Origin of the sequence: Allobosea sp. MMO-172 (assembly GCF_037147855.1) — a bacterium.
Classification (GTDB): Bacteria; Pseudomonadota; Alphaproteobacteria; order Rhizobiales; family Beijerinckiaceae; genus Allobosea.
This window is the reverse complement of the sequence record NZ_JBBCUM010000005.1, coordinates 94,748-120,091: the sequence shown is the minus strand read 5'-3', so window position 1 is coordinate 120,091 and position 25,344 is coordinate 94,748. Positions and strand designations below refer to the sequence as shown.

Sequence of the window (25,344 nt, the reverse complement as noted above, 5' to 3'; positions counted from 1 at the left end):
TGCCCCATGACAGGCGAAACGAAATCTTCCCTGCCTGATGTCCCGCCGCCGGCCGACAGCTACCTGTCCATGGTCCTGCTGGTCGATGATCAGGTCATGGTCTGCGAGGCGGTGCGGCGCGCGCTCGCCCATCACGGCGATGTCGATTTCCACTACTGCACCGACCCGCTGGAGGCGATCACGGTCGCCCAGCGCGTGAAGCCGACCGTCATCCTGCAGGATCTCGTGATGCCCGGCGTCGACGGGCTCGATCTCGTCCGGCAATACCGCAAGCACCCGGCGCTGCATGCCGTGCCCGTCATCGTGCTCTCGACCAAGGAAGACCCGGCGACCAAGAGCGAGGCCTTCCAGGCCGGCGCCAACGACTATCTCGTCAAGCTGCCCGACAAGATCGAGTTGATCGCCCGCGTGCGCTACCACACCCGCGCCTATCTCGATCATCTCCAGCGCGACGAGGCCTATCCCGCCTTGCGCGAGAGCCAGCGCGAGTTGATGCGCGCCAATCTGGAGCTCGAACGCCTGACCCGGATCGACGGCCTGACCGGCCTCGGCAACAGGCGCTATTTCGACGAGTATCTCGCTGCCGAGTGGAAGCGCTGCCAGCGCACCCAGAGCCCGCTTTCGGTGCTGATGATCGATGTCGATCATTTCAAGCGCTACAACGACGCCTACGGCCATCTCGCCGGCGACGACGTTCTGAAGCAGGTCGCGCGCGTCATTCAGGACGGCTCGACCCGCTCGACCGACCTCGCCGCGCGCTTCGGCGGCGAGGAGTTCGTGGTCATCCTGACCGGCGTGCCCCAGGAAGGCGCCGTCCATGTCGCCGAGCGGCTGGTGCAGGGCGTGCGCGACCTCAATATCGCGCATGGCGCCGACCGGGTGACGATCAGCGTCGGCGTGGCCACCGCCTGGCCGGATGCCGAGGGCGAACCGGCCCGGCTGGTCAACGCCGCCGATCTCGCCCTGTTCCGCGCCAAGAACGAGGGCCGCAACCGTCTGGTATCGGCGGAGCTTCCGCCGAACCGCTGACGGTCCCGGCCGGCGCGGAAGCCGGCCGATGGCAAGCATAGGCAATATCTATTTGCCTGCGCCGCCCCTCGCCTGAAATCCTGAGCTGGACGGTTCGCCCGCATGCGCGGCGCGGACCCGTCGCGTCATCGCCCCGCAGCAGCTCCCGCCCCGCCCGGCGGAGAGGAGACCGCCATGCCCAGCCTCGAGACGGCCCGTATCGACATCGAGCGGTTCTGGACCACGATCGAGCGCTCGGCCGAGATCGGCCCGGGCCGGCCGGGCGGCCTCTCCCGTCTCGCGCTTTCCGATGCCGACAAGGAGGTCCGCGACACCTTCGTGGGCTGGTGCCGCGAGGCCGGGCTCACCGTGCGCATCGACGGCATCGGCAACATCTTCGCCCGCCGCGCCGGCACCGATGACAGCCTGCCGCCGGTCGTGATGGGCAGCCATCTCGACACGCAGATCAATGGCGGCCGCTTCGACGGCATCGCCGGCGTGCTCGGCGCTCTCGAAGTCTGCCGTACGCTCGATGCGCTCGGCCATCGCACGCGCCGGCCGATCGAGATCGTCAACTGGACCAACGAGGAAGGCGCGCGCTTCTCGCCGCCGATGGTCGGCTCCGGCTGCTTCGTCGGCGCCTATACGCTCGACTGGGCGCAGGGGCGCACCGACGAAGAGGGCCGCACGATCGGCCAGGAGCTGGAGCGCATCGGCTATCGCGGCGAGATGGAAGCAAAGCCCCACGCCTTCGACGCCTATGTCGAGTTCCATATCGAGCAGGGCTATTATCTCGACCGCGACGGCATGCAGGTCGGCGTCGTCACCGGCGGCTTCCCGAGCACGGGCATGCTCGTCGAGTTCAAGGGCGAGACCGCCCATACCGGCCCCTGGCCGATGGAGCGTCGCCGCAACGCCCTTCTGGCCGGCGCTCGCCTCCTGGTCGAAACCGACGAGATCGGCTGGGCCTATGCCGCCGGCGGCGGCAAGGCGACGGCCGCGCGCCTCGCCGCCTGGCCGAACAAGCCGGGCATCCTCTCCGACTGGGCGCAGGCCGTCTGCGACGTTCGCCATCCCGATCCGGAAACCTCCGAGGTCATGGCCGAGCGCGTCCGCCGCGCCGTCGGCGAATCCGCCGCCCGCGCCGGCTGCACCGCCGAAATCCTCGATGTCTGGAAATGGGGCGGGAAAATCTTCGCGCAGGAGCTGATCGACAGCGTGCGCCAAACCTCGCTGGCGCTGGGCTACCGCACGCAGGACATCCTCAGCCAGGCCGGCCACGATGCCTATTTCGTCGCCCGCCATGCGCCGACGACGATGATCTTCGCGCCCTGCAAAGGCGGCATCACCCATAACAACGCCGAACTCTGCACGAAGGAGGACCTCGAACCCGGCCTCAACGTGCTGCTTCACACCGTCATGGCGCGGGCGGATCGCTGAGCAGAACCGCGGCGGCATCGGCCGCCGGCTCCTCCTCGGTCGCGCTGAGCCGCTGCTCGAACAGCCGCAGGAAGGCTTCTTCCGCGGCGCTGAGCTGCATGGCCGGGTTGGAGATGAAATAGAGGTCGGCGCCGAGCAGGTCCTCGGGCCGCGCGAGGTTCCACAAGGAGCGGCTCTCCAGCGCCTCGGCCACGGAGGCCAGCGGCAGGATGCCGATGCCGAGCCCGGCCGCGATCATCCGGGTGACCTCTTCGAGATTGGGGCTGGAGCCGACGACCCGGCTGCCGAGCCCCGCCCCTTCCCTAACGGAGACCATCGGCTCCAGCGCCCCGTCCTGTCCGCAGGCGAGCGCGACGAAGGGCTCGTCGCGCAGTTCCGCCAGCGGCACGTCCGAGAGCCCGAAGAGCGGGTGGCCGCGCCCGCACAGGATGCCGAACTCCTCGCGCAGCAGCGGCCGGCAGTCGAGCCCGGCTAAGGGCTTGGCGAGCAGGCAGAAGCCGAACGGGCTGAGCTTCTGCGAGACCGCGCGGACGATGTCCTGGCTGTTGGCGACGTCGATCCGCACGCTGACGCCGGGATGCTTGCGGTTGAGCAGCGTCAGCGTCCGGTCGAGCGGCGGCAGCACGACATGGGTGACGACGAGCAGGCGCACGAGGCCCGTCAGGTCGTCGTGATCCTCCGAGAGCCGGTCGCCGATGCGCGCCACGCTACGGTAGATGTCGACGCATTCCTTGTAGAGCAATTCGCCGCGCTTGGTCAGGACGAAGCGGCGACTGTCGCGCTGGATCAGCTGGCCACCCAGCGTCTCCTCGAGCCGCTGCAGGGCTGCGCTGACCGTCGGCTGGCGCACGAGCAGACGGTCGGCCGCGCGCGTGATGCTGCGTTCCTCGACGATGACGAGGAAGGTATGCAGCAGGTTCCAGTTGAGATGGTGCAGCTTCGGCTTCGTTCCGCTCAAGCGCGTATCTCTCTTCCGTTCGCGGTCCTTGCCCCTTATGCAAACCCGCTGCCGTGGCAAGCCTATGCTTAGCATAGGAACTGTCTATTGGACCCGGTTTCGGTGCTTCCGTAGGTTCGGCAGAACGCGACATCCTCCAGCGCAAGGGCGACCATGACAGCGACCGGATCATCGGCCGAAGCCTCGATCGCACAGCGCGCCGCGCTCTTCCGCGAGATCGAGACCGCGACGCTCGGCCATATCCTGACCGAGGGTTTCATGGTCCCGGCGATCCAGTGCGTCATCGAAGGCCCGCGCGTCTGCGGCCCGGCCTTCACCGTCAGCGTCCCGCCCGATGACGGCGCGGTGCTCTCCTGCGCCCTGACGCAGGCCAGGCCCGGCGACATCCTCGTCATCGACCGCCAGGGCGACGAGCGCCATGCCTGCTGGGGCGCGGTGATGACCGCCGCCGCGCAGGCCGCCGGCATCGTCGGCGTCGTCATCGACGGCTTCGTCACCGATGTCGCGGCGATCCGCGCCTCCGGCCTGCCGGTCTGGTGCCGCGGCCGCTCACCGCTGACGACGAAGCTCCTCGGCAAGGGCGGCGCGATCGGCGAGACCGTCCAGTGCGGCGGCGTGACCGTGCGTCCCGGCGACCTCGTCCTCGCCGACGAGAACGGCGTCTGCATCATCGATCCCGCCGAAGCGGAAGCTCTCGCCTGGACCTGTGCCGCCATGCAGGCGGCCGAGCCCGGCGTCATCGAGCGGGTCCGCAAGGGCGAACGCATCGACGAGATCAACGGCGCGCTGAAGCTCTGGGAAAAGTTGCGGGCTTCGTAGGCTCCGGCCGCAGAATCGCCCATAGAGGCGCGCTCCGGCCGGATCGATCATCCAGAAAACACAGGGGAACAGACCGATGAAGATTTTGGGAACGACCGCGCTGGCCGGCGCGCTGCTGGCAGCCTCCTTCGCGCTGGCACCGGCACCGGCCATGGCCGGCAAGGCCGACGACACGCTGAACGCCGCCTTCGCGCTCGAGCCGGAAGCGCTCGACACCTACAAGATCGCCGGCCGCGAGGGCCTCATCCTCGCCCGGCACATCTATGACGGCCTGCTCTACAAGGATCTCGACACCGGCGAGATCAAGCCCGCGCTCGCCAAGGCCTGGCGCTTCGTCGATCCCACGACGATGGAGTTCGACCTGCGCGAAGGCGTGACTTTCCATAACGGCGCGAAGTTCACCGCCGACGACGTGGTCTATACCCTGACCACCGTGCTCGACCCGGCTTACGGCACGCGCTTCCGCATCGCCGTCGACTGGATCGACAAGGTCGAGAAGGTCTCGGACTTCCAGGTCCGCATCAAGATGGCCAAGCCCTTCGCCGGCGCGGTCGAGATGCTGGCCGATGCGCTGCCGATCTATCCGGCCGCCTATTTCAAGGAGGTCGGCTCGGCCGGCATGGCGGCCAAGCCCGTCGGCACCGGCCCCTACAAGCTCACCGAGATGACGCCCGGCATCCGCTACGCCTTCGAGCGTTTCGACGGCCACTATGCCGGCAGCCCCAAGGGCAAGCCCGCGATCGGCAAGATCGTCGTGCGCACCATCCCCGAGCTCAACACCCAGTTCGCCGAGCTGATGGCCGGCAAGCTCGACTGGACCTGGCGCATCCCGCCGGATCAGGCCGCGCGCCTCGCCAGCCGCGTGCAGATCGTCAACGGCCCGATCATGCGCATCTCCTATGTCGGGATGACCGTGACCGGAAAGGGCAAGGACTACCCGACCAAGAACCTGAAGGTCCGGCAGGCGATCAACCACGCCGTCAACCGTGAGGCCATCGTCAAGGCCTTCGCCGGCGGCGCCTCGCAGGTCCTCAATGCCGCCTGCAACCCCAAGCAGTTCGGCTGCGCGCAGGACGTGACGAAATACGCCTATGACCCGACCAAGGCCAAGGCGCTGCTGGCGGAAGCCGGCTTTGCCAATGGCGTCGATATCGAGATGGTCTTCGCCGCCATGCCGCGTCCGGTCGCCGAGGCGATCGCCAGCGATCTCGGCAAGGTCGGCATCCGCACCACGCTGAACGAGCAGCAATACGCCGCCGGCGTGCAGAAATGGCGCGCGGGCGAACTGCCGGCCTTCTTCACCAACTGGGGCAGCTACGGCACCGGCGACGTCGCCTTCATCATCTCCAACTTCTTCGGCGGCGGCGCCGACGACCTCGTCCAGGACAAGGAAGTCATGGAGCTGGTCAATGCGGCCGACACCTCGCAGGACCGCGCGCTGCGCGAGGCGAACTACGCCAAGGCGCTGAAGAAGATCGCCGATCAGGCCTATTGGCTGCCGATGTACGACTTCAACATCAATTACGGCCTGTCGAAGGACCTGACCTTCAAGCCCCATCCGGACGAGTTCGCCCGCTGGTGGCTGTCGAGCTGGAAGTAACGGCTTCGCGCCTATCGCCGCGCCGCTTCCAGTCCCTGGCTGGCAGCGGCGCCATCCCTGCCAGGCAGGCCGACCCGCTATCCCCGGAGCCGTCATGCTGCCCTTTCTCGCGCGCCGCCTGATCGTCGCCGCCCTCGTGGCGCTTGCCGTCTCGGCCGTCGCCTTCGGACTGATGTTCGTCTCCGGCGATCCCGCCGTCGTCCTCGCCGGCCAGGCCGGCCGGGCGCAGGACGTCGAGCTGATCCGGCAGGCCTATGGCCTCGACCGGCCGATCCCGCTGCAGTTCCTGAGCTGGATCGGCAATGCCTTCGCCGGCAATTTCGGCACGAGCCTCTATTTCAACCTGCCGGTGGCACCGATCATTGCCGAGCGGCTTTCGGTCACGCTCGTGCTCGGCTCGGCCGCCTTCCTGCTCGCGCTGGTCGTTGCCGTCCCGCTCGGCATCCTCGCCTCGCTCAAGCCGGGCGGCACGATCGACCGTATCGCGCTGATGCTCGCCGTGCTCGGCCAGGCGATCCCGAGCTTCTGGCTCGGCCTGATCCTGATCGTCATCTTCGGCGTCTGGTACGGGCTCGTGCCGATCTCCGGCACCGAGAGCTGGCAGGGCTATATCCTGCCCGTCGTGGTGCTCAGCTATTACGCGATGCCCGCCCTGATGCGCCTGACGCGCGCCGGCATGATCGACGTGCTCACTGCCGATTATATCCGCACCGCCCGCGCCAAGGGCGCCTCGCAACCGCGCGTGCTGCTGGTCCACGCCCTGCGCAACGCCGTGCTGCCGCTCGTCTCGCTCGCCGCCGTCCAGTTCGGCCTGATGCTCTCGGGCTCGATCGTCATCGAGAGCGTCTTCGCCATCAACGGGCTCGGCCGCCTCGCCTGGGAATCGCTGCTGCGCAGCGACTTACCCGTGGTGCAGGCGATCATCCTCATTCTCTCGCTGATCTACGTGACGCTGACGACAGTGGCCGACCTGATCAATGCCTGGCTCGATCCCCGCCTGAGGAGCGCCTGATGTCGATCGCCGACAGCCCCGCCATCCGCCGGCGCAAGCTCTTCAAGGGCCTGAGCGCCAGCAGCGCCATCCGCATCGGCGGCGGCCTGCTCGCCGTCATCGTCTTCGTCGCGATCTTCGCGCCCTGGCTGTCGAGCCATGATCCGATCGCGCAGGATCTCGGCAAGCGCATGGTGCCGCCCTTCTGGTATCCGGGCGCCGACCCGGCCCACTGGCTGGGCACCGACCATCTCGGCCGCGACTACCTCGCCCGCCTGCTCTATGGCGCCCGCGTCTCGCTGCTGATCGGGCTCGGCGTCACGCTCTGCGCCGGGTTCATCGGCACGATGCTCGGGCTCGCCGCCGGCTATTTCGGCGGCCGCACCGACATGCTGATCAGCTTTATCGTGACGACGCGCTTGTCACTGCCGATCGTGCTGGTCGCGCTCGCCGCGGTGGCGCTGGGCGGCGCCTCGCTGAAGACGCTTGCGATCGTGCTGAGCCTCCTGCTTTGGGACCGTTTCGCCGTGGTCGTGCGCGCCGCGGCCCAAAGCCTGCGCAGCCGGGAATTCGTGCAGGCGACCCAATCCTTCGGCGCCTCGCATCTCTACATCATGCTGCATGGCATCCTGCCGAACCTGCGCAACACGCTGATCGTGGTCGCGACGCTGGAGATCGCCAACGTCATCCTGCTCGAAGCTGCGCTCTCTTTCCTCGGTCTCGGCGCGCAGCCGCCGACGCCCTCGTGGGGCCTGATGATCGCGGAAGGGCGCGAGCATATCCTGTTCGACCCCTGGCTGATCGCCTTGCCGGGCGCCGGGCTCTGTCTGCTGATCTTGGCAGTGAACCTGCTCGGCGACGGCGTCCGCGACGCGCTCGACGAGCGGCGCTGAAGCCCTCTCGAACGATGACGGCCCCTCGCGGGGCCGTCATATGCTTCCGGTCGATATCGCTGGGCCGCCTCAGCGGACCGGCGGCGCGAACTGGATGCCGCCCTTCGACCAGAGATTGTTGATGCCGCGCGGCAGGTTGATCCGGCTGCCGGAGCCGAGATTGCGCTCGTAGGATTCGCCGTAATTGCCGACATGCCTGACGATGCGGGCGATCCAGTCCGGTGTCAGCCCGAGCCCCACGCCGAACTTGCCTTCGACGCCGAGCAGGCGCCGGATCTCCGGATTTTCGGACTTCAACATCTCGGCGAGATTGGCCTTGGTCACGCCGAGATCCTCGGCATTGACCAGCGCGAAGACGGTCCAGCGCACGATGTCGAACCACTCGTCGTCGCCCTGGCGGACATAGGGGCCGATCGGCTCCTTCGAGATCACCTCCGGCAGGAGCACATGCTCGGCCGCGTCGGACATCTTCAGGCGATAGGAGACGAGCTGGGAGATATCGGTCGAGATCGCGTCGCAACGCCCGCTCTCATAGGCCTTCACCGTCTCGTCGATGCCCTGGAAGGCGACGACCTCGTATTTCATCTTGTTGACGCGGAAATAGTCGGAAAGGTTCAGCTCGTTGGTCGTGCCCTGCACCGTGCAGATCGAGGCGCCGTTCAAGTCCTTGACCGACTTCACGCCGGTCTTGGCGCGGACCTGGAAGCCCTGCCCGTCATAGTAGTTCACGGCGGTGAAATTCAGGCCCTGCCCGGCGTCGCGGCTCAGCGTCCATGTCGTGGTGCGCGGCAGTACGTCGATCTCGCCGCTCTGTAGTGCGGTGAGTCGGTCCTTGCTCGCCAGCGGGATGAACTTGACCTTCGCGGGATCGTCGAAGATCGCCGCCGCCAGCGCCCGGCAGACATCGACATCGAGCCCGGACCAGTTGCCCTGCCCGTCCGCCATGCTAAAGCCGGCGATGCCGGTGCTGGTGCCGCAGATCAACTGCCCGCGCTGCTTGACGCGCTCGAGCGTGGTTTGAGCCTGCGCGGCGGTCCCGGCCAGCAGCAGGCCGGCGAATGCTGCGAAAAGGCGATGGCGTGACGCTGTCATGGTCTGTCCTGTTGCTGGCGGGAGGGCGGGCTCAGAGCCCCATCTGCTCGTAGCGGCGATGCGCCGTCGGCTTCGGGGCGGGGACATCGCTGATCGCGATGATTTCGCAAGGATGGCTCGACGGGGCGGCGGCGCCCGCGCGCCAGAGCCAGTAATGGTTCTCGGGCAGGCCGTTGACGGCGACGACCTTGTGGCCGCCCTGCCGGTCGATGGCGTGGATCGTCACGCGGCCGATCAGCCCGCCCTTGAGCGCGCGCATGTCCTCGACCGCCTCGTGCACGGCGTCTTCGACGCTCATGCCCATCTTCATGTAGAGGACGACGGCGCGCGACGTACCGGCGCGGATGCTCATCTCGCCGACGCCGGTGCAGGCGCAGGCGCCGTAGCGGCTATCCGCATAGGACCCCGCGCCGATGATCGGGCTGTCGCCGAGGCGCCCGGGATATTTCCAGCCCCAGCCCGATGTGCTCGTGCCCGCGCCGATATGGCCTTCCGCATCCTGCGCCAGGAAGACCGTGGTATCGCGCCCGATCTCCGGGTCGATCGCCTGCTGGCATAGCTCCGCCATCGGCACGTCCGGCCAAAGCGCCTGCTCGGCCGCGCTGACCTCCGTCCGGAACCAGCGCTCCCACGCCATCCGCGCATGCGGCATCAGCAACTCGCCGGCCTCGGCGTCGATCTCGGCGGCGAAGCGGCGCGCGCCCTCCCCGACCAGCAATTCATGCGGCAATCGTTCAAGCACCTGCCGGGCGATGCTGACCGGATGGAGATAGCCAGTCAGGGAACCGACCGAGCCGGTGCGCAGCGTCGTGCCGTCCATCACCGAGGCGTCGAGCTCGACCTCTCCCAGCAGATTCGGCCAGCCGCCGCGCCCGACGGTCCTGACCTCGTCGCTGGCCTCGACCAGCCGGATGCCGGCCTCGATCGCGTCCAGCGCCGCGCCGCCACGGGCCAGCGCCACGCCTGTCGCCGCGATTCCGCAGGCTCCCTCATTGTTGCAAATCGCGATCACGTGCCAGCCGCTCACTCAAATTGAATATTGAATCCAATTTTTGGATACGATGACTCTCCATAACACGCAAGATGGTTTTAGCAGCGCTTAAACAGCGGATACCGCTGCACACCCTTCGAAAAATTGGATACAATAATTTCGCCGCGCCGGCATGACGGCACGACCGATTGTAAGCGCGAGCGGTTCGGGGCAAGAATTGGGGCCAAACGCAATCGACGAAGCATGCCTGAGCGATGACCGCGCCGATCCTCACGACCAAGACCACGGCGCTTGAGCGCAAGACGGCGACTGCCCGCGTCGTGGCGCTGCTGCGCGACCAGATCCTCTCCGGGGGACTGCCCGAAGGCCTGCAATTGCGGCAGGAGAAGCTGGCGGCCGAGCTTGGCGTCAGCCGGGTGCCGATCCGCGAGGCCCTGCACCAGCTCGAAGCCGAGGGTCTCGTCCGCCAGGAAACCCATAAGGGCGCGGTGGTCTCGGGCCTGTCGATCGACGATCTCGAGGAGACCTACGAGATCCGTGCCCGGCTGGAGACCTGGCTGCTCGAACTCTCCATCCCGCTGTTAGGCCCCCAGCATTATGCCAGGGCGGAGGAATGGCTGGCGCGGATGGCGGCCGATCGCGAGGACGAAGCCTGGTCGAGCCAGAACTGGAATTTCCATGCCGCACTCTACGCCCCGGCGAACCGGCCGCAGACGCTGGAGCTCGTCCGCAAGCTCTATCTCAACGCCTATCGGCATTTCCCGCTGCCGATCCGCCTCACCGGTGGACGCGACCGGATGAACCGGGAGCACCAGCTGCTGCTCGACCTCTGCAAACAGGGCGAAATCGAGCGCGCCAAGGACCATCTGGAACAGCATATCCTGATGGGCGCGCGCCACCTCATCAACCGGCTGAAGGCCCTGCGCCAGCAGGGCAAGAGCGCCAACTGAACGCGACGCTCAGCCCAGCGCCTTCACCATGTTGCGGGCGATGACGATCTGCTGGATCTGCGAGGTGCCCTCGTAGATCCGGAACAGGCGCGCATCCCGGTAGAAGCGCTCGATGCCGTGATCGGCGATATAGCCGGCGCCGCCATGGATCTGCACGGCGCGGTCGACGACGCGGCCGACCATCTCGCTGGCGAAGAGCTTGCAGCAGGCGGCGTCCGTCGCGACGTCATCGCCGCGATCCTTGGCCCGTGCAGTCTCCAGGACCATGCAGCGCGCCGCATAGGCTTCCGTCCGGCTGTCGGCCAGCATCGCCTGCACCAGCTGGAACTCGGCGATCGGCTGGCCGAACTGCTTGCGCTCGACGGCATAAAGCAGGCTGTCCTCGATCACGCGCTCGGCCATCGCGACGCAGACCGCCGAGATGTGCAGGCGCCCGCGATCGAGCACCTTCATCGCCGTGCGGAAACCCTGCCCCTCGCGCCCGCCGAGCAGGGCATCGCTCGGAATGCGGCAGTCCTCGAAGATGACATCCGAGGTATGCGAGCCACTCTGCCCCATCTTCTTGTCGATCGGCCCGAGCGAAAGCCCCGGCGTGCCAGCCTCGACAAGGAAGGCCGAGACGCCCTTGGCGCCGGGCTGCGATGGATCGGTGCGCGCAAACACCGTGAACAGCCCGGCATGCGGAGCATTGGTGATGAAGCGCTTGGTGCCGTTGAGGACATAGCCGCCCTCGACCCGCCGCGCTGAGGTCTTCAATGAGGCCGCGTCCGAGCCCGCCTCCGGCTCGGTCAGCGCGAAGGAACTGATCAATTCGCCCGAGGCCAAGCGCGGCAGGTAGCGCCGCTTCTGCTCCTGCGTGCCGTCCATGATCAGACCTTGCGAGCCGATGCCGTTATTGGTCCCGATCAGCGAGCGGAAGGCCGGCGAGGTCCGACCCAGTTCGAAGGCAACGCGGACCTCCTCCTCCATCGTCAGGCCGAGGCCGCCATAGTCCTCCGGGATCGACAGGCCGAACAGGCCCATATCAGCGATCTCCCGACGGATCTCAGGCGGAATGCGATCCTCCTGCGCGACCTGATGCTCCAGGGGCCGCAGGCGCTCGCGGACGAAGCGAGCGACGCTCTCCAGCAACCCCTGCATCGTCTCGCTGTCCAAGGCCATCGCCATCTCCCTCGCTTGCCCACGCCCGGTTCATCGGGCTTCCTTGACAAGGCGAGGCAGTTAAATACCTTCCAGCCGGTAAGTAAATATCGAGAGCGCGAGACAACAGGCGATGGGCGCGGCACTGGAAGGTATCAAGGTCCTCGATCTCACTCGCGTGCTCGCCGGCCCCTGGGCGACCATGACGCTCGGCGATCTCGGCGCGGAAATCTGGAAGATCGAGCAGCCGGGTGCCGGCGACGACACGCGCGGATGGATGCCGCCCTCGGTCGAAGGCATCTCGACCTATTATCTCGGCGCCAACCGCAACAAGAAGAGCCTCGCCGTCGATATCGGAACCGCGGAAGGGCGCGAGATCATCGTCGAACTCGCCAGGAAGGCCGATATCCTCGTCGAGAATTTCCGGCCGGCCTCATTGCGCAAGTTCCAGCTGACCTATGAGGACCTCAAGGCAATCAACCCGCGCCTGATCGTCTGCTCGATCTCCGGCTATGGCCGCGGCCACGCGCAGGAGGAACGCCCCGGCTACGACTTCATCATCCAGGCCGAATCCGGCTTCATGGCGATCACCGGCGAACGTGATGGCGAGCCGATGCGGCTGGGCGTCGCCTTCATCGACCTCGTCACCGGCATGAACGCGGTACAGGCCGTGCTCGCCGCCCTCTACATGCGCGAGCGCACCGGCGAAGGCCAATGGCTCGATATCGGGCTCAACGACAGCGCCCTGTTCTTCCTGGCGAATATCGCCTCGGGCCATCTCAATACCGGCAAGGAGCCCGGCCGCTACGGCAACGCCCATCCCAGCATCGCGCCTTACCAGATCTTCGCCTGTATCGGCGGCCGGATCGCCATCGCCGTCGGCAATGACGAGCAGTTCCGCCGCTTCTGCCGGGTGCTCGGCCTGGTCCATCTTTCGGATGACCCGCGCTATGCGACCAACCGCAAGCGCACCGAGCACCGCGAAACCCTGCTCCCCCTGCTCGAAGCGCATTTCGCTGACCTGAACCTGACCGAGGTGCTGGCTGGCCTGCGTGCCGCCGGCGTGCCTGCAGGCGATGTTCGCAGCGTCGGTCAGGCCCTGAGCAGTGACATCGCCGAACTGCGCCAGAGCGTCGTCTCCGTGCCCGCGTCGACGATTGGCAGCTTCCGCTCGGTCCGCAGCCCGTTGCGGATGTCCGCAAGCCCTCAGCGCGAACCGACGCCGCCGCCTGCGGTCGGAGAGCACACCGATACGGTTCTGGCCGAGCATCTCGGCCTCAAGCCCGGACAGATCGAACGCCTGCGCGCTGCCGGCGCGATCGGCTGAGAAGCCATGCCGGAACCGAACGCCGCAACGAAACCCAAGCGCCAGGGTCGCCCGCCGACCATCGAGAACGCACGCGACCGCATCCTCGACGATGCCGCCCGACTCTTCGCTAGGGACGGCTATGACGGGACATCGCTCGGCGAGCTCGCAGCGTCCGTCGGCGTCACCAAGGCGGCGATCTACCACTACTTCCCCAACAAGAAGGAGATCTACGAGGCGATCATCGTGCGCACGCTGGAGGGGCTGCGCCGTCATGTCTCGCAGGCGACAGCGCGCACCTCCGGCCCGGAAGAAGCGCTCTTCCGCTTCATGACCACCCATGCCGACTTCTTCGAAGGGCACTATGACGGCTTCCTCACCATGCTCGTCGGCTATGGCGGCATGGAGAATGTGGTGATGCTCGCGGAGGCGCAGAAGCTGCGCGACGAACACGAGCAGGCGCTGAGACGGATCATCACTGACGGCGTAACCACAGGGGCCTTCCGGGCGGTCGATATCGACGTCACCAGCCGCGCCGTCCTCTCGATGCTCGACTGGATGGTGCGCTGGTTCAAGCCGGGCAAGGGCCGCCGCGCCGCGTCCTTCGCTGAGGACTATTGCGACCTGATGCTCGGCGGCCTGCGCGGCTGACCATCAGCCGATCGCCGCGAACACCTTGGCCAGCCCGGCGACGCCACGCCGGATCACGTCGACATCATGCGCCGCATAGCCGATGACGAAACCGGCCTCGGCCGGCCGCTCGGTTCCCGACGCGTAGAGCGGCCCGATCGGATAGAGGCCGATTCCTGACGCGCGCGCCGCTTCCACGACCGCCGTCTCGCGCTCCGCCGGAACGCCGTTCAGCCAGGCGACGACATGCAGGCCGGTATCCGCGCCAGTCACGGTCAGGCGCGTCCCGCATTCCTCGGCGAGCGCCTGCAACAGCGCGGCCCGGCGCTCCGCGTTGCGCCTCCGGATGCTGCGGATATGACGCTCATAGGCGCCGCTCGACAGGAACTCCGCCAGCGCCTCTTGCTCCAGCAGCGGCGTATGCCGGTCGGTCAGGCGCTTCGCCTCCGCGAAGACAGGGCCGAGATCGGGCCGCACGACGAGATAGCCGAGCCGCAGCGTCGGAGAGAGCGTCTTCGAGACCGTGCCGAGATAGATCACCTTGTCGGGGGCGGAAGCCTGCAAGGGCGGGATCGGCGCGACGCCATGCCGGTACTCGCCGTCATAATCGTCCTCGACGATCACGGCCCCGGCTTTCGCCGCCCAGTCCAGCAAGGTGCGCCGCCGCGCCGCCGAGAGCACGCTGCCGAGCGGATACTGATGGGACGGCGTGACATAGGCCAATCGCGCCGCGGGCAACCCCTCCGCCCGGATGCCCTCGCGATCGACGGCAGCGGGTATCGCCACGCCACCCGAAGCGATGAAGGCGTGCCGTGCCAGCACATATCCGGGGTCTTCCATGACGAAGCTGTCGCCAGGATCGAGCAGCAGCCGGGCGCAGAGATCGAGCCCCTGCTGTGAACCGTTGACGACGACGATCTGCTCCGGCGCGCAACTGATCCCGCGGGACCGCCACAGATAGCTCTGCAAGGCCTCGCGAAGCGCGATCGAGCCCTGCGGGTCGCTGTAGCGCAAGCGCTCAGCCCGGCGCAGGCTTGCCCGGTTGAGCGCGCGTCGCCAGGCCAGCATCGGAAAATCCGCCCCGTTGAGGTCGCCATAGCGGAGATCGGCAACGCGATAGGTGTGAAACCGGGCGGGCGTGGGCAAGGCAAGCAGGCGCGCGGCAAAACCGGACAAGGCCCGCGCACGCGCCGGAGCATCCGCCCTGGACATTGGCGCTGCCGTAAGCCCGCGCGCGACGACGGCACGCGCTCCAGGGCGGTTGAGCAGATAGCCCTCCGCGATCAGCTGCGCATAGGCCGCCGTGACCGTCGTCCGCGACACGCCCCATTCGATGGCGAGCGCCCGGCTGGACGGCAGGCGGTCGCCCGGCCGGTATTCCCCGCCATGGATCCGCTGCTTGATCGCGGCGATGATCCGGCGGGTAACGCCCTGCCCTTCCAACTGGACCACTCAAAACCCTTTGAACTGGATATTCCTGAAAGTCCAGATTGCAGGCATGACGGCCGCGGCACAAGGAGTTCCCGCATGTACACCCCACCGGCCTTCCGCGACGAGGATAGAGCGAGCCTGCTGGCGACGATCCGCGCGGCCCGGCTCGCCACCTTCATCACCGCCACAGTGGAGGGCCCGCTGGCAACGCCGCTGCCGCTGTTCATCGACGAGAACGAGGGCGAGCATGGCGTGCTCTACGGCCATCTCGCCAGGGCGAACCCGCAATGGCGCATGCCTCCGGTCGGCAGCGGCCTCGCCATCTTCGCCGGCCCGGACGCCTATGTGACGCCGAGCTGGTATGCGGTGAAGCAGGAGACCGGCAAGGTCGTACCGACCTGGAACTATGTGACCGTCCACGCCTCCGGCCCGGTCGAGTTCTTCGACGATGCGCCCCGGCTGCTCGATGTCGTCACTCGGCTGACCAACCGGCACGAGGGCGAGCGCGCCGCGCCATGGGCGGTTTCCGATGCGCCGCCGGACTTCATCCAGGCGCAACTGCGCGGCATCGTCGGGCTGCGCATGCCGATCGCGATGCTCGAAGGCAAGCGCAAGCTCAGCCAGAACCGCAGCCCGGCCGATCGCGCCGGCGTCGCCGCCGGCCTCGCCGAAAGCGAGCGGCCGACGGAGCGCCATGTCGCGACGCTGATCCCGGTCTGAGCTGAGTGAGGCTCGCCTTCGCGAAGCGGCCAGCCTAAGCATGTCCGACGGACGGCTCGCACAGGCGTGGGCCATCCGCGACAGCCTTGACGAGCCGCCCCATGAAGATCGCGATCATCTCCGACATCCACGGCAATCTCGATGCGCTGCAGGTGTTTTTCGAGAGCCAGGCGGTTTCCGGGAATTTCGACGAACTCTGGGTGCTGGGTGATCAGGTCAATTTCGGCCCGCAGCCGCGCGAAGTCGTCGAGATTCTCCGCGACAGGGCCGATATCGCGATCCAGGGCAATCACGACCACGCTGTCGGCTTCGACGACGACAGCCGCTGGACGCCCGCCTTCCGCGCCATGGCCGAGGCGACGCGCCGCCATACCTCCTCAGAGCTGAACGAAGAGCAGAAGCTTTATCTGCGCGACCTGCCGCTGACCGTGCGGGCCGAGCGCGACGGCACGCGCTTCCAGCTCGTGCATGCCACGCCCTCGGACCCGCATTATGGCTACCTGCTGGCGGAAGCGGAAGGCTGGGCGGCCGAGCTGGACAGCGTGGACGCCGACGTGCTGCTCGTCGGGCATACGCATACGCCCTTCATCCGCAGGATCGGTAACAGGACGATCGTCAATCCCGGCAGCATCGGCCAGCCGCGCCGCGGCAAGCCGCGGCCGAGCTATGCCGTCTGGCAGGATGGCGTCTTCGAGCTGCGCAGCTACGACTATCCGATCGAGACGACGGTCGCGAAGCTCCAGAGGCTCGGCCATCCCCCGGAGGTCGAGGCGGAACTCGTCCGCATCCTCCGGGAGGGTTGAGCGGCCGGCCTATCGCACCGGTTTCATCCGATGCAACACTAGTAAGATGGATCGTTACCGCGTCCGATCGGACGCGCGATGATCTAGGACGCCCGCTTGGCGACGATGGTCAATTCGCCGTCATTGTCGAGCGAGGCGAGCACCACGTCGCGGGAGGTGAAGCCCTTCGTGGCGAGGGCCGATTTCAGCTTGGGCTCACCCTCGATCGCGGATTGGACCCGCTGGAGCTGCCCGGCCGGCTGGGCCTTCGACTGTTGCGTGACCTGTTCCTGCGCGGCAGCCGGCAGGGCGTCCATATCGACGACACTGATCGTCTTGATCGTGCCGGCCTTCTCGTCCGAAGGCGCGGATTGGGCCGGCGGCGTCGGCGTGGCCGGCGCTTGCGCCATGGCGCCGCCCGAGACGAGCAGCGCGGTTCCGATAGCAATCATGGCCTTTCGCATGGAGGGTTCTCCTCTGTGTTGGCGATGAAAGGCCATCGGACAGCCCAAATGCGGTTTCAGGCTGAAGCAGGTCTGGTCATTTCGCGGTGATGTTGTGGCGAAACCTGCCACAACCTTCCCGGTCTCAGGCCGGCCGCAGCTGCGCGAAAACCTCCTGCGCCTTGAGCGGCCGCGTCTTCGGGAAGGCGCGCGCCAGCAGGTCGAGCGCCTCCTGCAGGCGCGCCGGATCGACATCGCCGTCGCGCACGCCCTGCCGCTCGGCATGGTTCATCTCGATCGCGAGCGTGCCCTTGAGGCGCCGCAGGTTGATCGCGCGGTCGAGCTCGGGGCGCATCTCCATGACGGCATCGATCCCCGCTTCCGGATCGGCCCGCAGATCGGCGAAGCCCTTCGCGACCGCCTCGACCAGCGCGCGCGCCAGGCCCGTATCGGCCAGCAAGGCAGGCGATGCCAGCAAGGAATTGCCGTAGAACGAGGGCAGCCAGTCGCGATATTCGATGAAGCCGACCTTGTCCTCGATCGAGAGCCCCTCCTCCGAGAGCGAGGCCTTGATCGTGTTGACGAAGCCGAAGACGCCGTCGCAATCGCGCGCCTCGACCATCCGCCGCACCATCAGCCCGAGAGAATCCTCGGCGAAGATCAGCTTGACGCGGGCGGCATCGATCCCGGCCGCCACGACGAGCGCCGGGAACATCTGGAATGCCGCATCATAGGTATGGCCGAGCACCGTGCGCCCTTCGAGGTCACGCGGCGTCGCGATGCCCTCGCCCGCCCGGACGGCGATCGTCAATGGCGTCTGGTTGAAGGCGGCATAGATCGCCTTCGGCCCGGTGTCCGGCGGCAGCCCGCCCAGCGCGAGTGCGAGTGCGTTGAGATCGCCATAGGCCGCGTCATACCTGCTGCCGAGCAGTTCCGGGATGATGGCTGAGGCGCCCTTCCCGGCATGCCAGTCGATCGAGATCCCGGCATCGGCGAGGTAGCCGCGCCGTTCGGCGAGAGCGAAACCGGCATGAGGACCGGCGAATGGGCCGTTCAGGAGGATGCTCAGGCGTTTCAAGCGGCGGCTCCTTGGGTCTGGCGGATGCGCGCCAGCTCTGCGGCCGGCGGCAGGAAGCGGGATGTGAACAGGCGCTCGGTCGCAGGCACGCGCGGCAGCTTCAGCGCGCCCGCATGGCGGCGGACGCCCTCCGTGAAGCGCGCCGCGTCGATCATGCCGAGGCCGAGCCGCTCGCCATCGGAATGAGCGAGTTCGACGGCGAGCGTGGTTCTCCAGCGGATGCGCTCGACCTCCCGGTCGGCCTCGGGGGCGAAGCTCAGTACAGCGTCGAGCGCCGCTTCCTCGTCCGCCAGCGCCTCGGCGACGCCGCGATTGATGGCTCCGACCAGACGCGTCAGCGCCTCCGGCTCCTCGGCGATGACGCGCGGCGAGGCCATGAAGCCGCTGCCGTAGAGGAATGGGGCGTAATGGTCATAGCGCAGCCAGCGCAATTGCGTCGCGGCGTCCCTGCCCTGCGCCGCCAGCGCCGCGGTGATGGTGCTGACATAGCCGAAGAGCCCGTGCGGCCCCCGCTCCGTGTCGAGCCGCGCCACCAGCTCGGCCATCGCCCCGTCGGCGGTCTCGACCTTCACGGCATCCGGATCGAGCCCGGTCGCCTCGGCGAAGGCCCGGAAGGTGCGCAGGCCCACATCGGACGCATGCCCGATCAGGTGCTTGCCCTTGAGATCTGCCGGCGTCGCGATCGGGCTATCCACGGGCACGGCGACCGCCGCCGCCGAGGCGTTGAACAGGGCATGGACGCAGGTCGGCGCGCGCTCCGGTTCTGCCGCAGCGACCTCGATCAGCGAATTCAGGTCGCCATAGGCCAGGTCGAAATCGCGAGCGACGAGGCCCGGCGCCGCATTATAGGCGCCGGTGCCCGGCGTGAATTCCAGTTCGACCCCGGCCTCGCTGACATAGCCGCGCCGGATCGCCAGCAACAGCCAGGCCTGCGGCCCGCTGAAATTGGCATTGAGAAGCATCTTGAAGCGTTTCATCGCGAATGGCCTTGTTCACGGGGAAAAAGTGGTCGCAGGGCGCGCTTCCATCGATGCGCACGCGCCCCGCGACCCAGTGGAGACCCCGTCATTCCTCTTTGAGCGTGTCGCGCGCCTGCCGCAGGCTCGGCAGCAGCACGACCATGAGCAGAACGGCGGCCGTCAGCAGCAGCCCCAGGCTCAGCGGCCGCTCCCAGAAGACCGAGAGGCTGCCGCGCGACAGCAGCATGGCGCGCCGGAGGTTTTCCTCCATCAGCGGCCCGAGGATGACGCCGAGCAGGAGCGGCGCCGGCTCGAATTCCAGCTTGATCAGGATGTAGCCGAGGATGCCGAAGGCGATCGTCAGATAGACGTCGAAGACGGAGCTGTTGATCGAGTAGACGCCGATGCAGCAGAACAGGATGATCGAGGTGTAGAGCAGCCGGTAGGGAACCTGCAGCAGCTTCACCCAGAGCCCGACCAGCGGCAGGTTGAGGATCACCAGCATCAGGTTGCCGATCCACATGCTCGCGATCATGCCCCAGAACAGCTCGGCATGTTTGACCATGACCTGCGGGCCGGGCGTGATGCCCTGGATCGCCATCGCGCCCGCCATCACCGCCATCACCGCGTTGGACGGTACGCCCAGCGTCAGCAGCGGAATGAAGGAGGTCTGCGCGCCCGCGTTGTTCGCGGCCTCGGGCGCCGCGACGCCCTCGATCGCGCCCTCGCCGAAGCGCTCCGGCGTCTTCGATATCTTCTTCTCGACCGCATAGGCGGAGAAGGAGGCGAGCAGCGCGCCGCTGCCCGGCAGGATGCCCAAGGCCGAACCGATCAGCGATCCCCGCAGGATGGCCGGCGTCGCCGCCTTCATCTCCTCGCGGTTCGGCATCAGCTCGCGGAACGGGATCGCCTGCGGCCGGACGATCTCCTTCTCGAGATTGTAGATGATCTCGGAGAGCCCGAAGAGGCCGACCGCGAGGCAGACGAAGTTGATGCCCTCCGCCAGCGCCGGCACGTCGAAGCTCATCCGCGGCAACGGGCTGTTCGGGTCCGTGCCGACGAGGCCGAGCAGGATGCCGACCAGGATCATCATCACCGCCTTGAGCAGCGACCCGCTGGCGAGCACGATCGCGGCGACGAGGCCGAGCACCATCAGCGCGAAATAATCCGAAGGCCCGAACTGGAGCGCCACCTTCGACAGGGCCGGGCCGAACATCGCGACCAGCAAGGTCGAGACCGTGCCGGCGAAGAAGGAGCCGATCGCGGCGATCGCGAGCGCCGCGCCGGCCCGGCCCTTGAGCGCCATCTTGTAGCCGTCGAGCGCCGTCACCAGCGACGAGGCCTCGCCCGGCACGCGGGCCAGGATCGCGGTGGTCGAGCCGCCGTACTGGGCACCGTAATAGATGCCGGCGAGCATGATCAGCGCCGAGACCGGCGCGACGTGGAAGGTGGCGGGCAGCAGCATCGCCATCGTCGCGACCGGGCCGATGCCGGGCAGGACACCGATCAGCGTGCCGACGAAGACGCCGAGCAGACAGAAGCCGAGATTGGTCGCGGAGGCGGCGACGGAGAAGCCGAGGGCGAGATTGCCGAGCAGATCCATGGCGCGCTCACCTCGGCAGGATGGGGATCGCCAAGCCCAGCAGCTTGACGAAAATCAGGGCCGAGGCGGCCGCAAGGCAGACCGCGAGCACGACGTTCTCCCGGAAGCGGGTGATCGGGCTTGCGAAGCCGCAGACGATGATCAGGATCACGATGGCCGCGAGAATCCCGAGGCTGTCGATCGTCAGGCCGAACAGCGCGATGCCAGCGGAGATCACGGCCAGCGGCCTGAACTGGAAGTCCGGCAACGGCTTGCCGGTCTTGAGCATGGCGGTGGCGATCATCACGACGCCGCCGGCGATGATCAGCCAGGAGACGGTGGCCGGCAGGTAGCCGGGCCCCATCTGGCGCAGCACGCCGCGTTCGAGGTCCCAGGAAGCGGCGAGGCCGAGCAGCCCGAGCGCCGTGACCAGCAGTCCGGAGGCGAGCTCGGCCCGCCCCGGCCGCACGGGGGTGAAGCTGGGCTCGCTCATTGTCCGGCGGCCCCGGCGGCGATGATCATCGGCCGCCACACCTCGATCTGGTCGGCGACGAAGGCGGAGAACTCGGCCGAGGTCATCGGGTCGTAGTAATTGCCGATCTTCGCGAACTGATCGGTGGTGGCCTGGCGCGTGCAGATATCGGCGAGCGCCGCGCTCATCTTCTCCGCGATGGCCGGCGCCAGGTTGGCGGGCGCGCTGATGCCGTGCCAGTTCTTGACCGAGACGTCGTAGCCCATCTCCTTGAAGGTCGGGATGTCCGGCACCGCCGGCAGGCGCTTGTCGGAGGTGACGCCCAGCCCGAACAGTTCGCCCGCCGCGATCTGCGGCACGCTGGTGACGATGCCCTCGAACTGCAGGCCGATGATGCCGGCCGTGAGGTCGATCCTGAGCGGCCCGGCGCCGCGATAGGGCACATGCAGGATGTCGATCCCCGCCGCGCGGCAGAAGGTGTTGCCGGTGATATGGCCGATCGAGCCGACGCCGCTGGAGCCGAAGCTGAGCTGGCCGGGATTGGCCTTGGCCTTGGCGATCAGCTCGGCCGCGGTCTTCACGCCGACATTGGCATGCGCCACCAGCCCGCCATAGGTCGCCCCGAGATAGCAGACATGGGTGAAGTCCTTGACGACGTTGTAGGGGATCTTCTTGAACATCGTCGGCGCGATGGTGAAGGGCGCGTTGTTGGAGAGCAGGAAGGTGTAGCCGTCCGGCTGCTCGCGCCGCAGGATGTCACCGGCGACCGTGCCGCCGGCACCGGGGCGGTTGTCGACGATGAACTGCTGGCCGAAATGCTCGGACAGGGCCGGCGTGATCGCCCGGGCGACGAAGTCGCTGGAGCCGCCGGGCGGAAAGGAAATCAGAATGCGCACCGGCTTCGTGGGCCAGGCGGGCTGCGCCTGGACCACGGCTGGGCATGCGAGCGCGGAGGCCGCCGCGAGCTTGCCGAAATGCCTGCGTGTAAGGGTTGTGACCATGACCGTTCATCCTCTGAGCAGGCCCCTGACGGGCCCTTGTCGTTATCGGGAAGAGGCTGGGCGTAGCGCCGCATCCGGGGGCTTGTTCCGGGGCGGGTCGTCGAGAAGGGCGAGCGCGACGTCGAAGCCGATCGTGGTGGAATCGAAGACCCGGACACCGAGGCCGGCGCAGCGACGCGACAGCGCGTGGCCGCCGAGATTGGTGCTCCAGATCAGCAGGCCTTCCGGCTCGGCCCGCGCGCAGAGATCGGCCGCCACCGCGATCAGGTCGTCATCCGTCACCGCCGCCGCCTCGAAATTGTCCTCGATGCCGAGCGCGGAAGACGCGATCACGCTGATGCCCTCGTCGCCGAAGGTGCTGGTCAGCCGCTCGCAGTCGTCGAGGCCGCCCTGCGCGATCAGGGCGATGCGATGAATGCCGTTGGCCTTCAGGACCTGGAGCGTCGCCAGCGCCGTCGTCGTCGCCGGCACGCCGGCGATCTCCTCGATCATCCGGCACAGCACCCGGTCGGGCTCGAAGCCCAGCAGCGCCCCGCGCGTCGCATTCCACAGGATGACGTCGGGCCGCGTGTCGGCGAGCAGCCGCGTCGCCCGGCGGAAGCTCTCGAGTTCGTAGCCGTCGTGCGGATGCCCGGAATAGGGAACCCGCGTCATGCAGATATCGAGCTCGGGACGGCTTTGCCGGATGACATAGGCGACGCGCTCGACCGTCCGGTTGGACGAAGGCAGCACCACCCCGATCGTCGGCCGCGGGGCCTTGTCCGGCCTGCCGCCATCCTCGCGGCTGGTGCTGCGCGCGTTGGCCTGCCCGATGCGTCCGGCGTCGATCATGCACGCTCCCCCTGCGCCATGAGGGCCTGAGGCCCGTTGACGTAAGGAAGGATCGGCGCTTCGAATGTTGCCGTCCAGCTCAGAATTTGGAACTCTCCATTCTCAAAATTAGGATGATCCGATGCGCGCCTCCCTCGTCCCCGCCGCCCTTCGCTATGTCGAGCAGGTCGCGCGCTCGGGTTCGATCCAGAAGGCCGCGCGCGAGCTGCATGTCGCGGCATCGGCGATCGACCGGCACATCCTGCTGCTGGAGCGGGACTTCAACATGGAGCTGTTCGAGCGGCTGCCGCGCGGCATGCGCCCCACCGCGGCGGGCGACGCCATCGTCGCGCTGGCGCGGAACTGGCTGGCCGACGAGCGGCGCGCCGCCGCCGACCTGCGCCAGCTACAGGGCGTCGACCAGGGCCATACCCGGCTCGTCGTGATGGACAGCCATGTCAACGGCTTCCTGCCCCGGCTGATCCGCGGCCTCAATGCCGAGCATCCGGCGATCTCGCTCGATGTCGAGGTCGCGAGCCCCGACGCGGCCCTGACCGCCCTGGCCGGCGACGCCGCCGACATCGCCGCCGTCTTCAACCTCGTCCCGCGCCGTGAGATTCATGTGCTCTGGAGCGCCGCCCTGCCGGTCGGTTGCGTCGTCGCGCCGTCCCACCCGCTCGCCAGTGCCGAGTCCGTCAGCTTCCAGGAAGCCTCGACCCACCGCATCGCCCTGCAGAGCCGCGCCCTGACGATCCGGCGCTATCTCGACATGCATCATGGCTGGCTGTTTTCCGACCCGCGCCGGGCCGTGGTGACGAACTCGCTCCAGCTGGTGAAGCAGCTCGCGCTCGAAGGCCAGTACCTCGCCTTCACCTCGGAGCTCGACACCGCACCGGAACTGCTGAACGGCTCGCTGGTCTTCCTGCCGATCCGCGACACAGCCGTCGAGCCGCAATCGGTCAGCGTCGCCATCGATGCCCGCCGGCCGCTCTCGCGCGTCAGCCGCATCGTCTCGGAATGGCTGATCGCGGAGATCGCCGGCTGCCTCGCCGCGGTTCGCGCCAAGACGAGTCAAGCCTCGCCCCCTTGATCAGGCGCCGTTCTTGATCAATTCCCGCGCGATGATGGTGCGCTGGATCTGGTTGGTGCCCTCGTAGATCTGGGTGATCTTGGCGTCGCGATAGAGCCGCTCGACCTCGAAGCCGCGGATATAACCGGAGCCGCCGAAGACCTGCACGGCATTGGCCGTCTGCGCCACCGCCATGTCGCTGGCGAAGCATTTCGCCATCGAGGAGGCGGAAGTCGCAGGCTTCTCATGGTCGATCAGCAGCGCGGCGCGCTCGACGAGGGCGCGCGCGGCGGCGATGTCCTTGGCCATATCCGCGAGCAACCATTGCAGGCCCTGGTTGTCGAGGATCGGCTTGCCGAACTGGCGCCGGTCGCGGGCGTAGCCGAGTGCCGCCTCCAGCCCCGCCTGCGCGATGCCGACCGCCAGCGAGGCGATGCCGACTCGGCCCTTCTCCAGCACGCTCATCATGATGTGGAAGCCGCGCCCTTTCGGGCCGAGCAAGGCCTCGCGCGGCACCGTCACGCCGTCGAAGGAGAGCGCGCCGACCTGACTCGCGCGCTGGCCCATCTTGTGCTCCTTCTGTCCGCGCGAGACACCGGGCGCATGCAGGTCGACCAGGAAGATGCTCATGCCGCGATGGCCGGCTGACGGATCGGTCGAAGCCAGCACGAAACCGAGATCGGCGACGGGCGCATTGTGGATCCAGAGCTTGCCGCCGTCGATGACGTAGCCCTCGGCGTTTTCGCGCGCAGTGGTGCGGACATTGGAGAGGTCGGAGCCCGCCTCGGCCTCGGTCAGGCAATAGGCGACGCGCGTCTTGCCGGCGAGGATGTCGGGCAGGCGCCTGAGCTGTTCCGGCGTGCCGTAGCGGGTCAGCAGCGTACCGATCAATTCGACGAGACCGCACTGGTCGGCGACCGACGAATAGCCGCGCGACAACTCTTCCATGACGATGGAGTAGGCGAAAGTATCGAGACCGGCGCCGCCATGCTCCTCCGGCACGGTGATGCCGAACAGGCCGAGCGCTCCCATCTGGCGGTAGATATCGGCCGGAAAGCTCTCGTCTCGATCGAGATCGGCGGCGGCAGGCCTGACGACATCCTCGGCGAAGCGCCGGGCGGTCTCGCGGATCTGGTCGTAGATCTCGGCTTCGAGCAGGGGAGCGTGCATGACCTGCCC

The 25,344-nt window shown here is 67.6% G+C and carries 25 protein-coding genes; 12 read left to right on the top strand and 13 right to left on the bottom strand.

Annotated features, from left to right (window positions below; all coding sequences use genetic code 11):
- The first annotated feature begins 6 nt into the window (after positions 1 to 6).
- The gene (locus WFK61_RS09655; RefSeq protein WP_336811315.1) at positions 7 to 1,029 is read left to right on the top strand and encodes a PleD family two-component system response regulator; all 1,023 of its coding nucleotides are present in this window, start codon (positions 7 to 9) and stop codon (positions 1,027 to 1,029) included.
- Between the two features lie 174 nt (positions 1,030 to 1,203).
- Positions 1,204 to 2,448 carry a Zn-dependent hydrolase gene (locus tag WFK61_RS09650; RefSeq protein WP_336811314.1) on the top strand — a complete coding sequence of 415 codons (1,245 nt, stop codon included), beginning with the start codon at positions 1,204 to 1,206 and terminating at the stop codon, positions 2,446 to 2,448.
- Here the strand turns inward: WFK61_RS09650 and WFK61_RS09645 are convergent.
- On the bottom strand, positions 2,426 to 3,406 hold the full coding sequence (locus WFK61_RS09645) for a LysR family transcriptional regulator (protein WP_336811313.1): 981 nt from the start codon (positions 3,404 to 3,406) through the stop codon (positions 2,426 to 2,428). The genes WFK61_RS09650 and WFK61_RS09645 overlap by 23 nt on opposite strands.
- 153 nt (positions 3,407 to 3,559) lie before the next feature.
- Between WFK61_RS09645 and WFK61_RS09640 the strand changes: the two genes are divergently transcribed.
- The 4 genes from WFK61_RS09640 (at position 3,560) to WFK61_RS09625 (ending at position 7,709) form a co-directional block, all read left to right on the top strand.
- A complete protein-coding gene (locus tag WFK61_RS09640) occupies positions 3,560 to 4,225 on the top strand; it encodes an RraA family protein (protein ID WP_336811312.1) in 666 nt (221 codons plus the stop codon).
- Positions 4,226 to 4,301: 76 nt separating this feature from the next.
- Positions 4,302 to 5,825 (top strand): ABC transporter substrate-binding protein, encoded by a 1,524-nt coding sequence (locus WFK61_RS09635; RefSeq protein WP_336811311.1) that lies wholly within the window; start codon positions 4,302 to 4,304, stop codon positions 5,823 to 5,825.
- A 94-nt stretch (positions 5,826 to 5,919) separates the two neighbouring features.
- Positions 5,920 to 6,837 carry an ABC transporter permease gene (locus WFK61_RS09630; protein ID WP_336811310.1) on the top strand — a complete coding sequence of 306 codons (918 nt, stop codon included), beginning with the start codon at positions 5,920 to 5,922 and terminating at the stop codon, positions 6,835 to 6,837.
- A complete protein-coding gene (locus tag WFK61_RS09625) occupies positions 6,837 to 7,709 on the top strand; it encodes an ABC transporter permease (RefSeq protein ID WP_336811309.1) in 873 nt (290 codons plus the stop codon). Before WFK61_RS09630 ends, WFK61_RS09625 begins: the two co-directional genes overlap by 1 nt.
- Before the next feature lie 69 nt (positions 7,710 to 7,778).
- Here the strand turns inward: WFK61_RS09625 and WFK61_RS09620 are convergent, their stop codons facing one another.
- Both WFK61_RS09620 and WFK61_RS09615 read right to left on the bottom strand, forming a co-directional pair.
- Positions 7,779 to 8,801, bottom strand: coding sequence for an amino acid ABC transporter substrate-binding protein (locus tag WFK61_RS09620; protein ID WP_336811308.1), 1,023 nt, complete (start codon positions 8,799 to 8,801; stop codon positions 7,779 to 7,781).
- A 31-nt stretch (positions 8,802 to 8,832) separates the two neighbouring features.
- Complete coding sequence (locus tag WFK61_RS09615; protein ID WP_336811307.1) at positions 8,833 to 9,762, bottom strand: glycosylasparaginase; 930 nt, start codon at positions 9,760 to 9,762, stop codon at positions 8,833 to 8,835.
- Positions 9,763 to 10,046: 284 nt separating this feature from the next.
- Between WFK61_RS09615 and WFK61_RS09610 the strand changes: the two genes are divergently transcribed.
- The gene (locus WFK61_RS09610) at positions 10,047 to 10,742 is read left to right on the top strand and encodes a GntR family transcriptional regulator (RefSeq protein WP_336811306.1); all 696 of its coding nucleotides are present in this window, start codon (positions 10,047 to 10,049) and stop codon (positions 10,740 to 10,742) included.
- A gap of 9 nt (positions 10,743 to 10,751) precedes the next feature.
- Here the strand turns inward: WFK61_RS09610 and WFK61_RS09605 are convergent, their stop codons facing one another.
- Positions 10,752 to 11,903 (bottom strand): acyl-CoA dehydrogenase family protein, encoded by a 1,152-nt coding sequence (locus WFK61_RS09605; protein WP_336811305.1) that lies wholly within the window; start codon positions 11,901 to 11,903, stop codon positions 10,752 to 10,754.
- Between the two features lie 112 nt (positions 11,904 to 12,015).
- Between WFK61_RS09605 and WFK61_RS09600 the strand changes: the two genes are divergently transcribed.
- Together WFK61_RS09600 and WFK61_RS09595 are read left to right on the top strand one after the other, a co-directional pair.
- The gene (locus WFK61_RS09600; RefSeq protein ID WP_336811304.1) at positions 12,016 to 13,209 is read left to right on the top strand and encodes a CaiB/BaiF CoA transferase family protein; all 1,194 of its coding nucleotides are present in this window, start codon (positions 12,016 to 12,018) and stop codon (positions 13,207 to 13,209) included.
- Positions 13,210 to 13,215: 6 nt separating this feature from the next.
- Positions 13,216 to 13,839: a TetR/AcrR family transcriptional regulator gene (locus tag WFK61_RS09595; RefSeq protein ID WP_336811303.1), complete on the top strand. Its 624-nt coding sequence runs from the start codon at positions 13,216 to 13,218 to the stop codon at positions 13,837 to 13,839.
- Between the two features lie 3 nt (positions 13,840 to 13,842).
- On the opposite strand, the gene pdxR is transcribed toward WFK61_RS09595, so the two are convergent.
- Complete coding sequence (gene pdxR / locus WFK61_RS09590; RefSeq protein WP_336811302.1) at positions 13,843 to 15,270, bottom strand: MocR-like pyridoxine biosynthesis transcription factor PdxR; 1,428 nt, start codon at positions 15,268 to 15,270, stop codon at positions 13,843 to 13,845.
- Between the two features lie 75 nt (positions 15,271 to 15,345).
- Between pdxR and WFK61_RS09585 the strand changes: the two genes are divergently transcribed.
- Both WFK61_RS09585 and WFK61_RS09580 read left to right on the top strand, forming a co-directional pair.
- A complete protein-coding gene (locus tag WFK61_RS09585) occupies positions 15,346 to 15,969 on the top strand; it encodes an FMN-binding negative transcriptional regulator (RefSeq protein ID WP_336811301.1) in 624 nt (207 codons plus the stop codon).
- Positions 15,970 to 16,070: 101 nt separating this feature from the next.
- Positions 16,071 to 16,772 (top strand): metallophosphoesterase family protein, encoded by a 702-nt coding sequence (locus tag WFK61_RS09580; RefSeq protein WP_336811300.1) that lies wholly within the window; start codon positions 16,071 to 16,073, stop codon positions 16,770 to 16,772.
- 83 nt (positions 16,773 to 16,855) lie between these two features.
- Here the strand turns inward: WFK61_RS09580 and WFK61_RS09575 are convergent, their stop codons facing one another.
- From WFK61_RS09575 to WFK61_RS09545, 7 genes are all read right to left on the bottom strand, one after another.
- Positions 16,856 to 17,203, bottom strand: coding sequence for a hypothetical protein (locus WFK61_RS09575; protein ID WP_336811299.1), 348 nt, complete (start codon positions 17,201 to 17,203; stop codon positions 16,856 to 16,858).
- A 136-nt stretch (positions 17,204 to 17,339) separates the two neighbouring features.
- Positions 17,340 to 18,272 carry an ABC transporter substrate-binding protein gene (locus WFK61_RS09570; protein ID WP_336811298.1) on the bottom strand — a complete coding sequence of 311 codons (933 nt, stop codon included), beginning with the start codon at positions 18,270 to 18,272 and terminating at the stop codon, positions 17,340 to 17,342.
- Positions 18,269 to 19,249, bottom strand: a complete 981-nt coding sequence (locus WFK61_RS09565) for an ABC transporter substrate-binding protein (protein ID WP_336811297.1) — start codon at positions 19,247 to 19,249, stop codon at positions 18,269 to 18,271. Before WFK61_RS09565 ends, WFK61_RS09570 begins: the two co-directional genes overlap by 4 nt.
- Before the next feature lie 88 nt (positions 19,250 to 19,337).
- On the bottom strand, positions 19,338 to 20,834 hold the full coding sequence (locus WFK61_RS09560; RefSeq protein ID WP_336811296.1) for a tripartite tricarboxylate transporter permease: 1,497 nt from the start codon (positions 20,832 to 20,834) through the stop codon (positions 19,338 to 19,340).
- A 7-nt stretch (positions 20,835 to 20,841) separates the two neighbouring features.
- Entirely contained in the window at positions 20,842 to 21,306 is a 465-nt protein-coding gene (locus tag WFK61_RS09555; protein WP_336811295.1) for a tripartite tricarboxylate transporter TctB family protein, read from the bottom strand.
- Positions 21,303 to 22,286, bottom strand: a complete 984-nt coding sequence (locus WFK61_RS09550) for a Bug family tripartite tricarboxylate transporter substrate binding protein (protein WP_336811294.1) — start codon at positions 22,284 to 22,286, stop codon at positions 21,303 to 21,305. The genes WFK61_RS09555 and WFK61_RS09550 overlap by 4 nt, the downstream gene beginning before the upstream one ends.
- Positions 22,287 to 22,328: 42 nt before the next feature.
- On the bottom strand, positions 22,329 to 23,117 hold the full coding sequence (locus tag WFK61_RS09545; RefSeq protein ID WP_336811293.1) for an aspartate racemase/maleate isomerase family protein: 789 nt from the start codon (positions 23,115 to 23,117) through the stop codon (positions 22,329 to 22,331).
- A 121-nt stretch (positions 23,118 to 23,238) separates the two neighbouring features.
- Between WFK61_RS09545 and WFK61_RS09540 the strand changes: the two genes are divergently transcribed.
- Positions 23,239 to 24,186, top strand: coding sequence for a LysR family transcriptional regulator (locus tag WFK61_RS09540; protein ID WP_336811292.1), 948 nt, complete (start codon positions 23,239 to 23,241; stop codon positions 24,184 to 24,186).
- On the opposite strand, the gene WFK61_RS09535 is transcribed toward WFK61_RS09540, so the two are convergent.
- A complete protein-coding gene (locus tag WFK61_RS09535; RefSeq protein ID WP_336811523.1) occupies positions 24,187 to 25,323 on the bottom strand; it encodes an acyl-CoA dehydrogenase family protein in 1,137 nt (378 codons plus the stop codon).
- Positions 25,324 to 25,344: the final 21 nt, after the last annotated feature.

Bases quoted from the DNA above. Each gene is read 5' to 3' on its own strand.
- WFK61_RS09595 (WP_336811303.1), top strand. From the start codon at position 13,216: ATGCCGGAACCGAACGCCGCAACGAAACCCAAGCGCCAGGGTCGCCCG.
- WFK61_RS09545 (WP_336811293.1), bottom strand. From the start codon at position 23,117: ATGATCGACGCCGGACGCATCGGGCAGGCCAACGCGCGCAGCACCAGC.
- WFK61_RS09565 (WP_336811297.1), bottom strand. From the start codon at position 19,249: ATGAAACGCTTCAAGATGCTTCTCAATGCCAATTTCAGCGGGCCGCAG.
- WFK61_RS09625 (WP_336811309.1), top strand. From the start codon at position 6,837: ATGTCGATCGCCGACAGCCCCGCCATCCGCCGGCGCAAGCTCTTCAAG.
- WFK61_RS09610 (WP_336811306.1), top strand. From the start codon at position 10,047: ATGACCGCGCCGATCCTCACGACCAAGACCACGGCGCTTGAGCGCAAG.
- WFK61_RS09600 (WP_336811304.1), top strand. From the start codon at position 12,016: ATGGGCGCGGCACTGGAAGGTATCAAGGTCCTCGATCTCACTCGCGTG.
- WFK61_RS09560 (WP_336811296.1), bottom strand. From the start codon at position 20,834: ATGGATCTGCTCGGCAATCTCGCCCTCGGCTTCTCCGTCGCCGCCTCC.
- WFK61_RS09655 (WP_336811315.1), top strand. From the start codon at position 7: ATGACAGGCGAAACGAAATCTTCCCTGCCTGATGTCCCGCCGCCGGCC.
- WFK61_RS09605 (WP_336811305.1), bottom strand. From the start codon at position 11,903: ATGGCCTTGGACAGCGAGACGATGCAGGGGTTGCTGGAGAGCGTCGCT.
- WFK61_RS09650 (WP_336811314.1), top strand. From the start codon at position 1,204: ATGCCCAGCCTCGAGACGGCCCGTATCGACATCGAGCGGTTCTGGACC.
- WFK61_RS09640 (WP_336811312.1), top strand. From the start codon at position 3,560: ATGACAGCGACCGGATCATCGGCCGAAGCCTCGATCGCACAGCGCGCC.
- WFK61_RS09580 (WP_336811300.1), top strand. From the start codon at position 16,071: ATGAAGATCGCGATCATCTCCGACATCCACGGCAATCTCGATGCGCTG.
- WFK61_RS09635 (WP_336811311.1), top strand. From the start codon at position 4,302: ATGAAGATTTTGGGAACGACCGCGCTGGCCGGCGCGCTGCTGGCAGCC.
- WFK61_RS09630 (WP_336811310.1), top strand. From the start codon at position 5,920: ATGCTGCCCTTTCTCGCGCGCCGCCTGATCGTCGCCGCCCTCGTGGCG.
- WFK61_RS09575 (WP_336811299.1), bottom strand. From the start codon at position 17,203: ATGATTGCTATCGGAACCGCGCTGCTCGTCTCGGGCGGCGCCATGGCG.
- WFK61_RS09585 (WP_336811301.1), top strand. From the start codon at position 15,346: ATGTACACCCCACCGGCCTTCCGCGACGAGGATAGAGCGAGCCTGCTG.
- WFK61_RS09550 (WP_336811294.1), bottom strand. From the start codon at position 22,286: ATGGTCACAACCCTTACACGCAGGCATTTCGGCAAGCTCGCGGCGGCC.
- WFK61_RS09555 (WP_336811295.1), bottom strand. From the start codon at position 21,306: ATGAGCGAGCCCAGCTTCACCCCCGTGCGGCCGGGGCGGGCCGAGCTC.
- WFK61_RS09620 (WP_336811308.1), bottom strand. From the start codon at position 8,801: ATGACAGCGTCACGCCATCGCCTTTTCGCAGCATTCGCCGGCCTGCTG.
- WFK61_RS09540 (WP_336811292.1), top strand. From the start codon at position 23,239: ATGCGCGCCTCCCTCGTCCCCGCCGCCCTTCGCTATGTCGAGCAGGTC.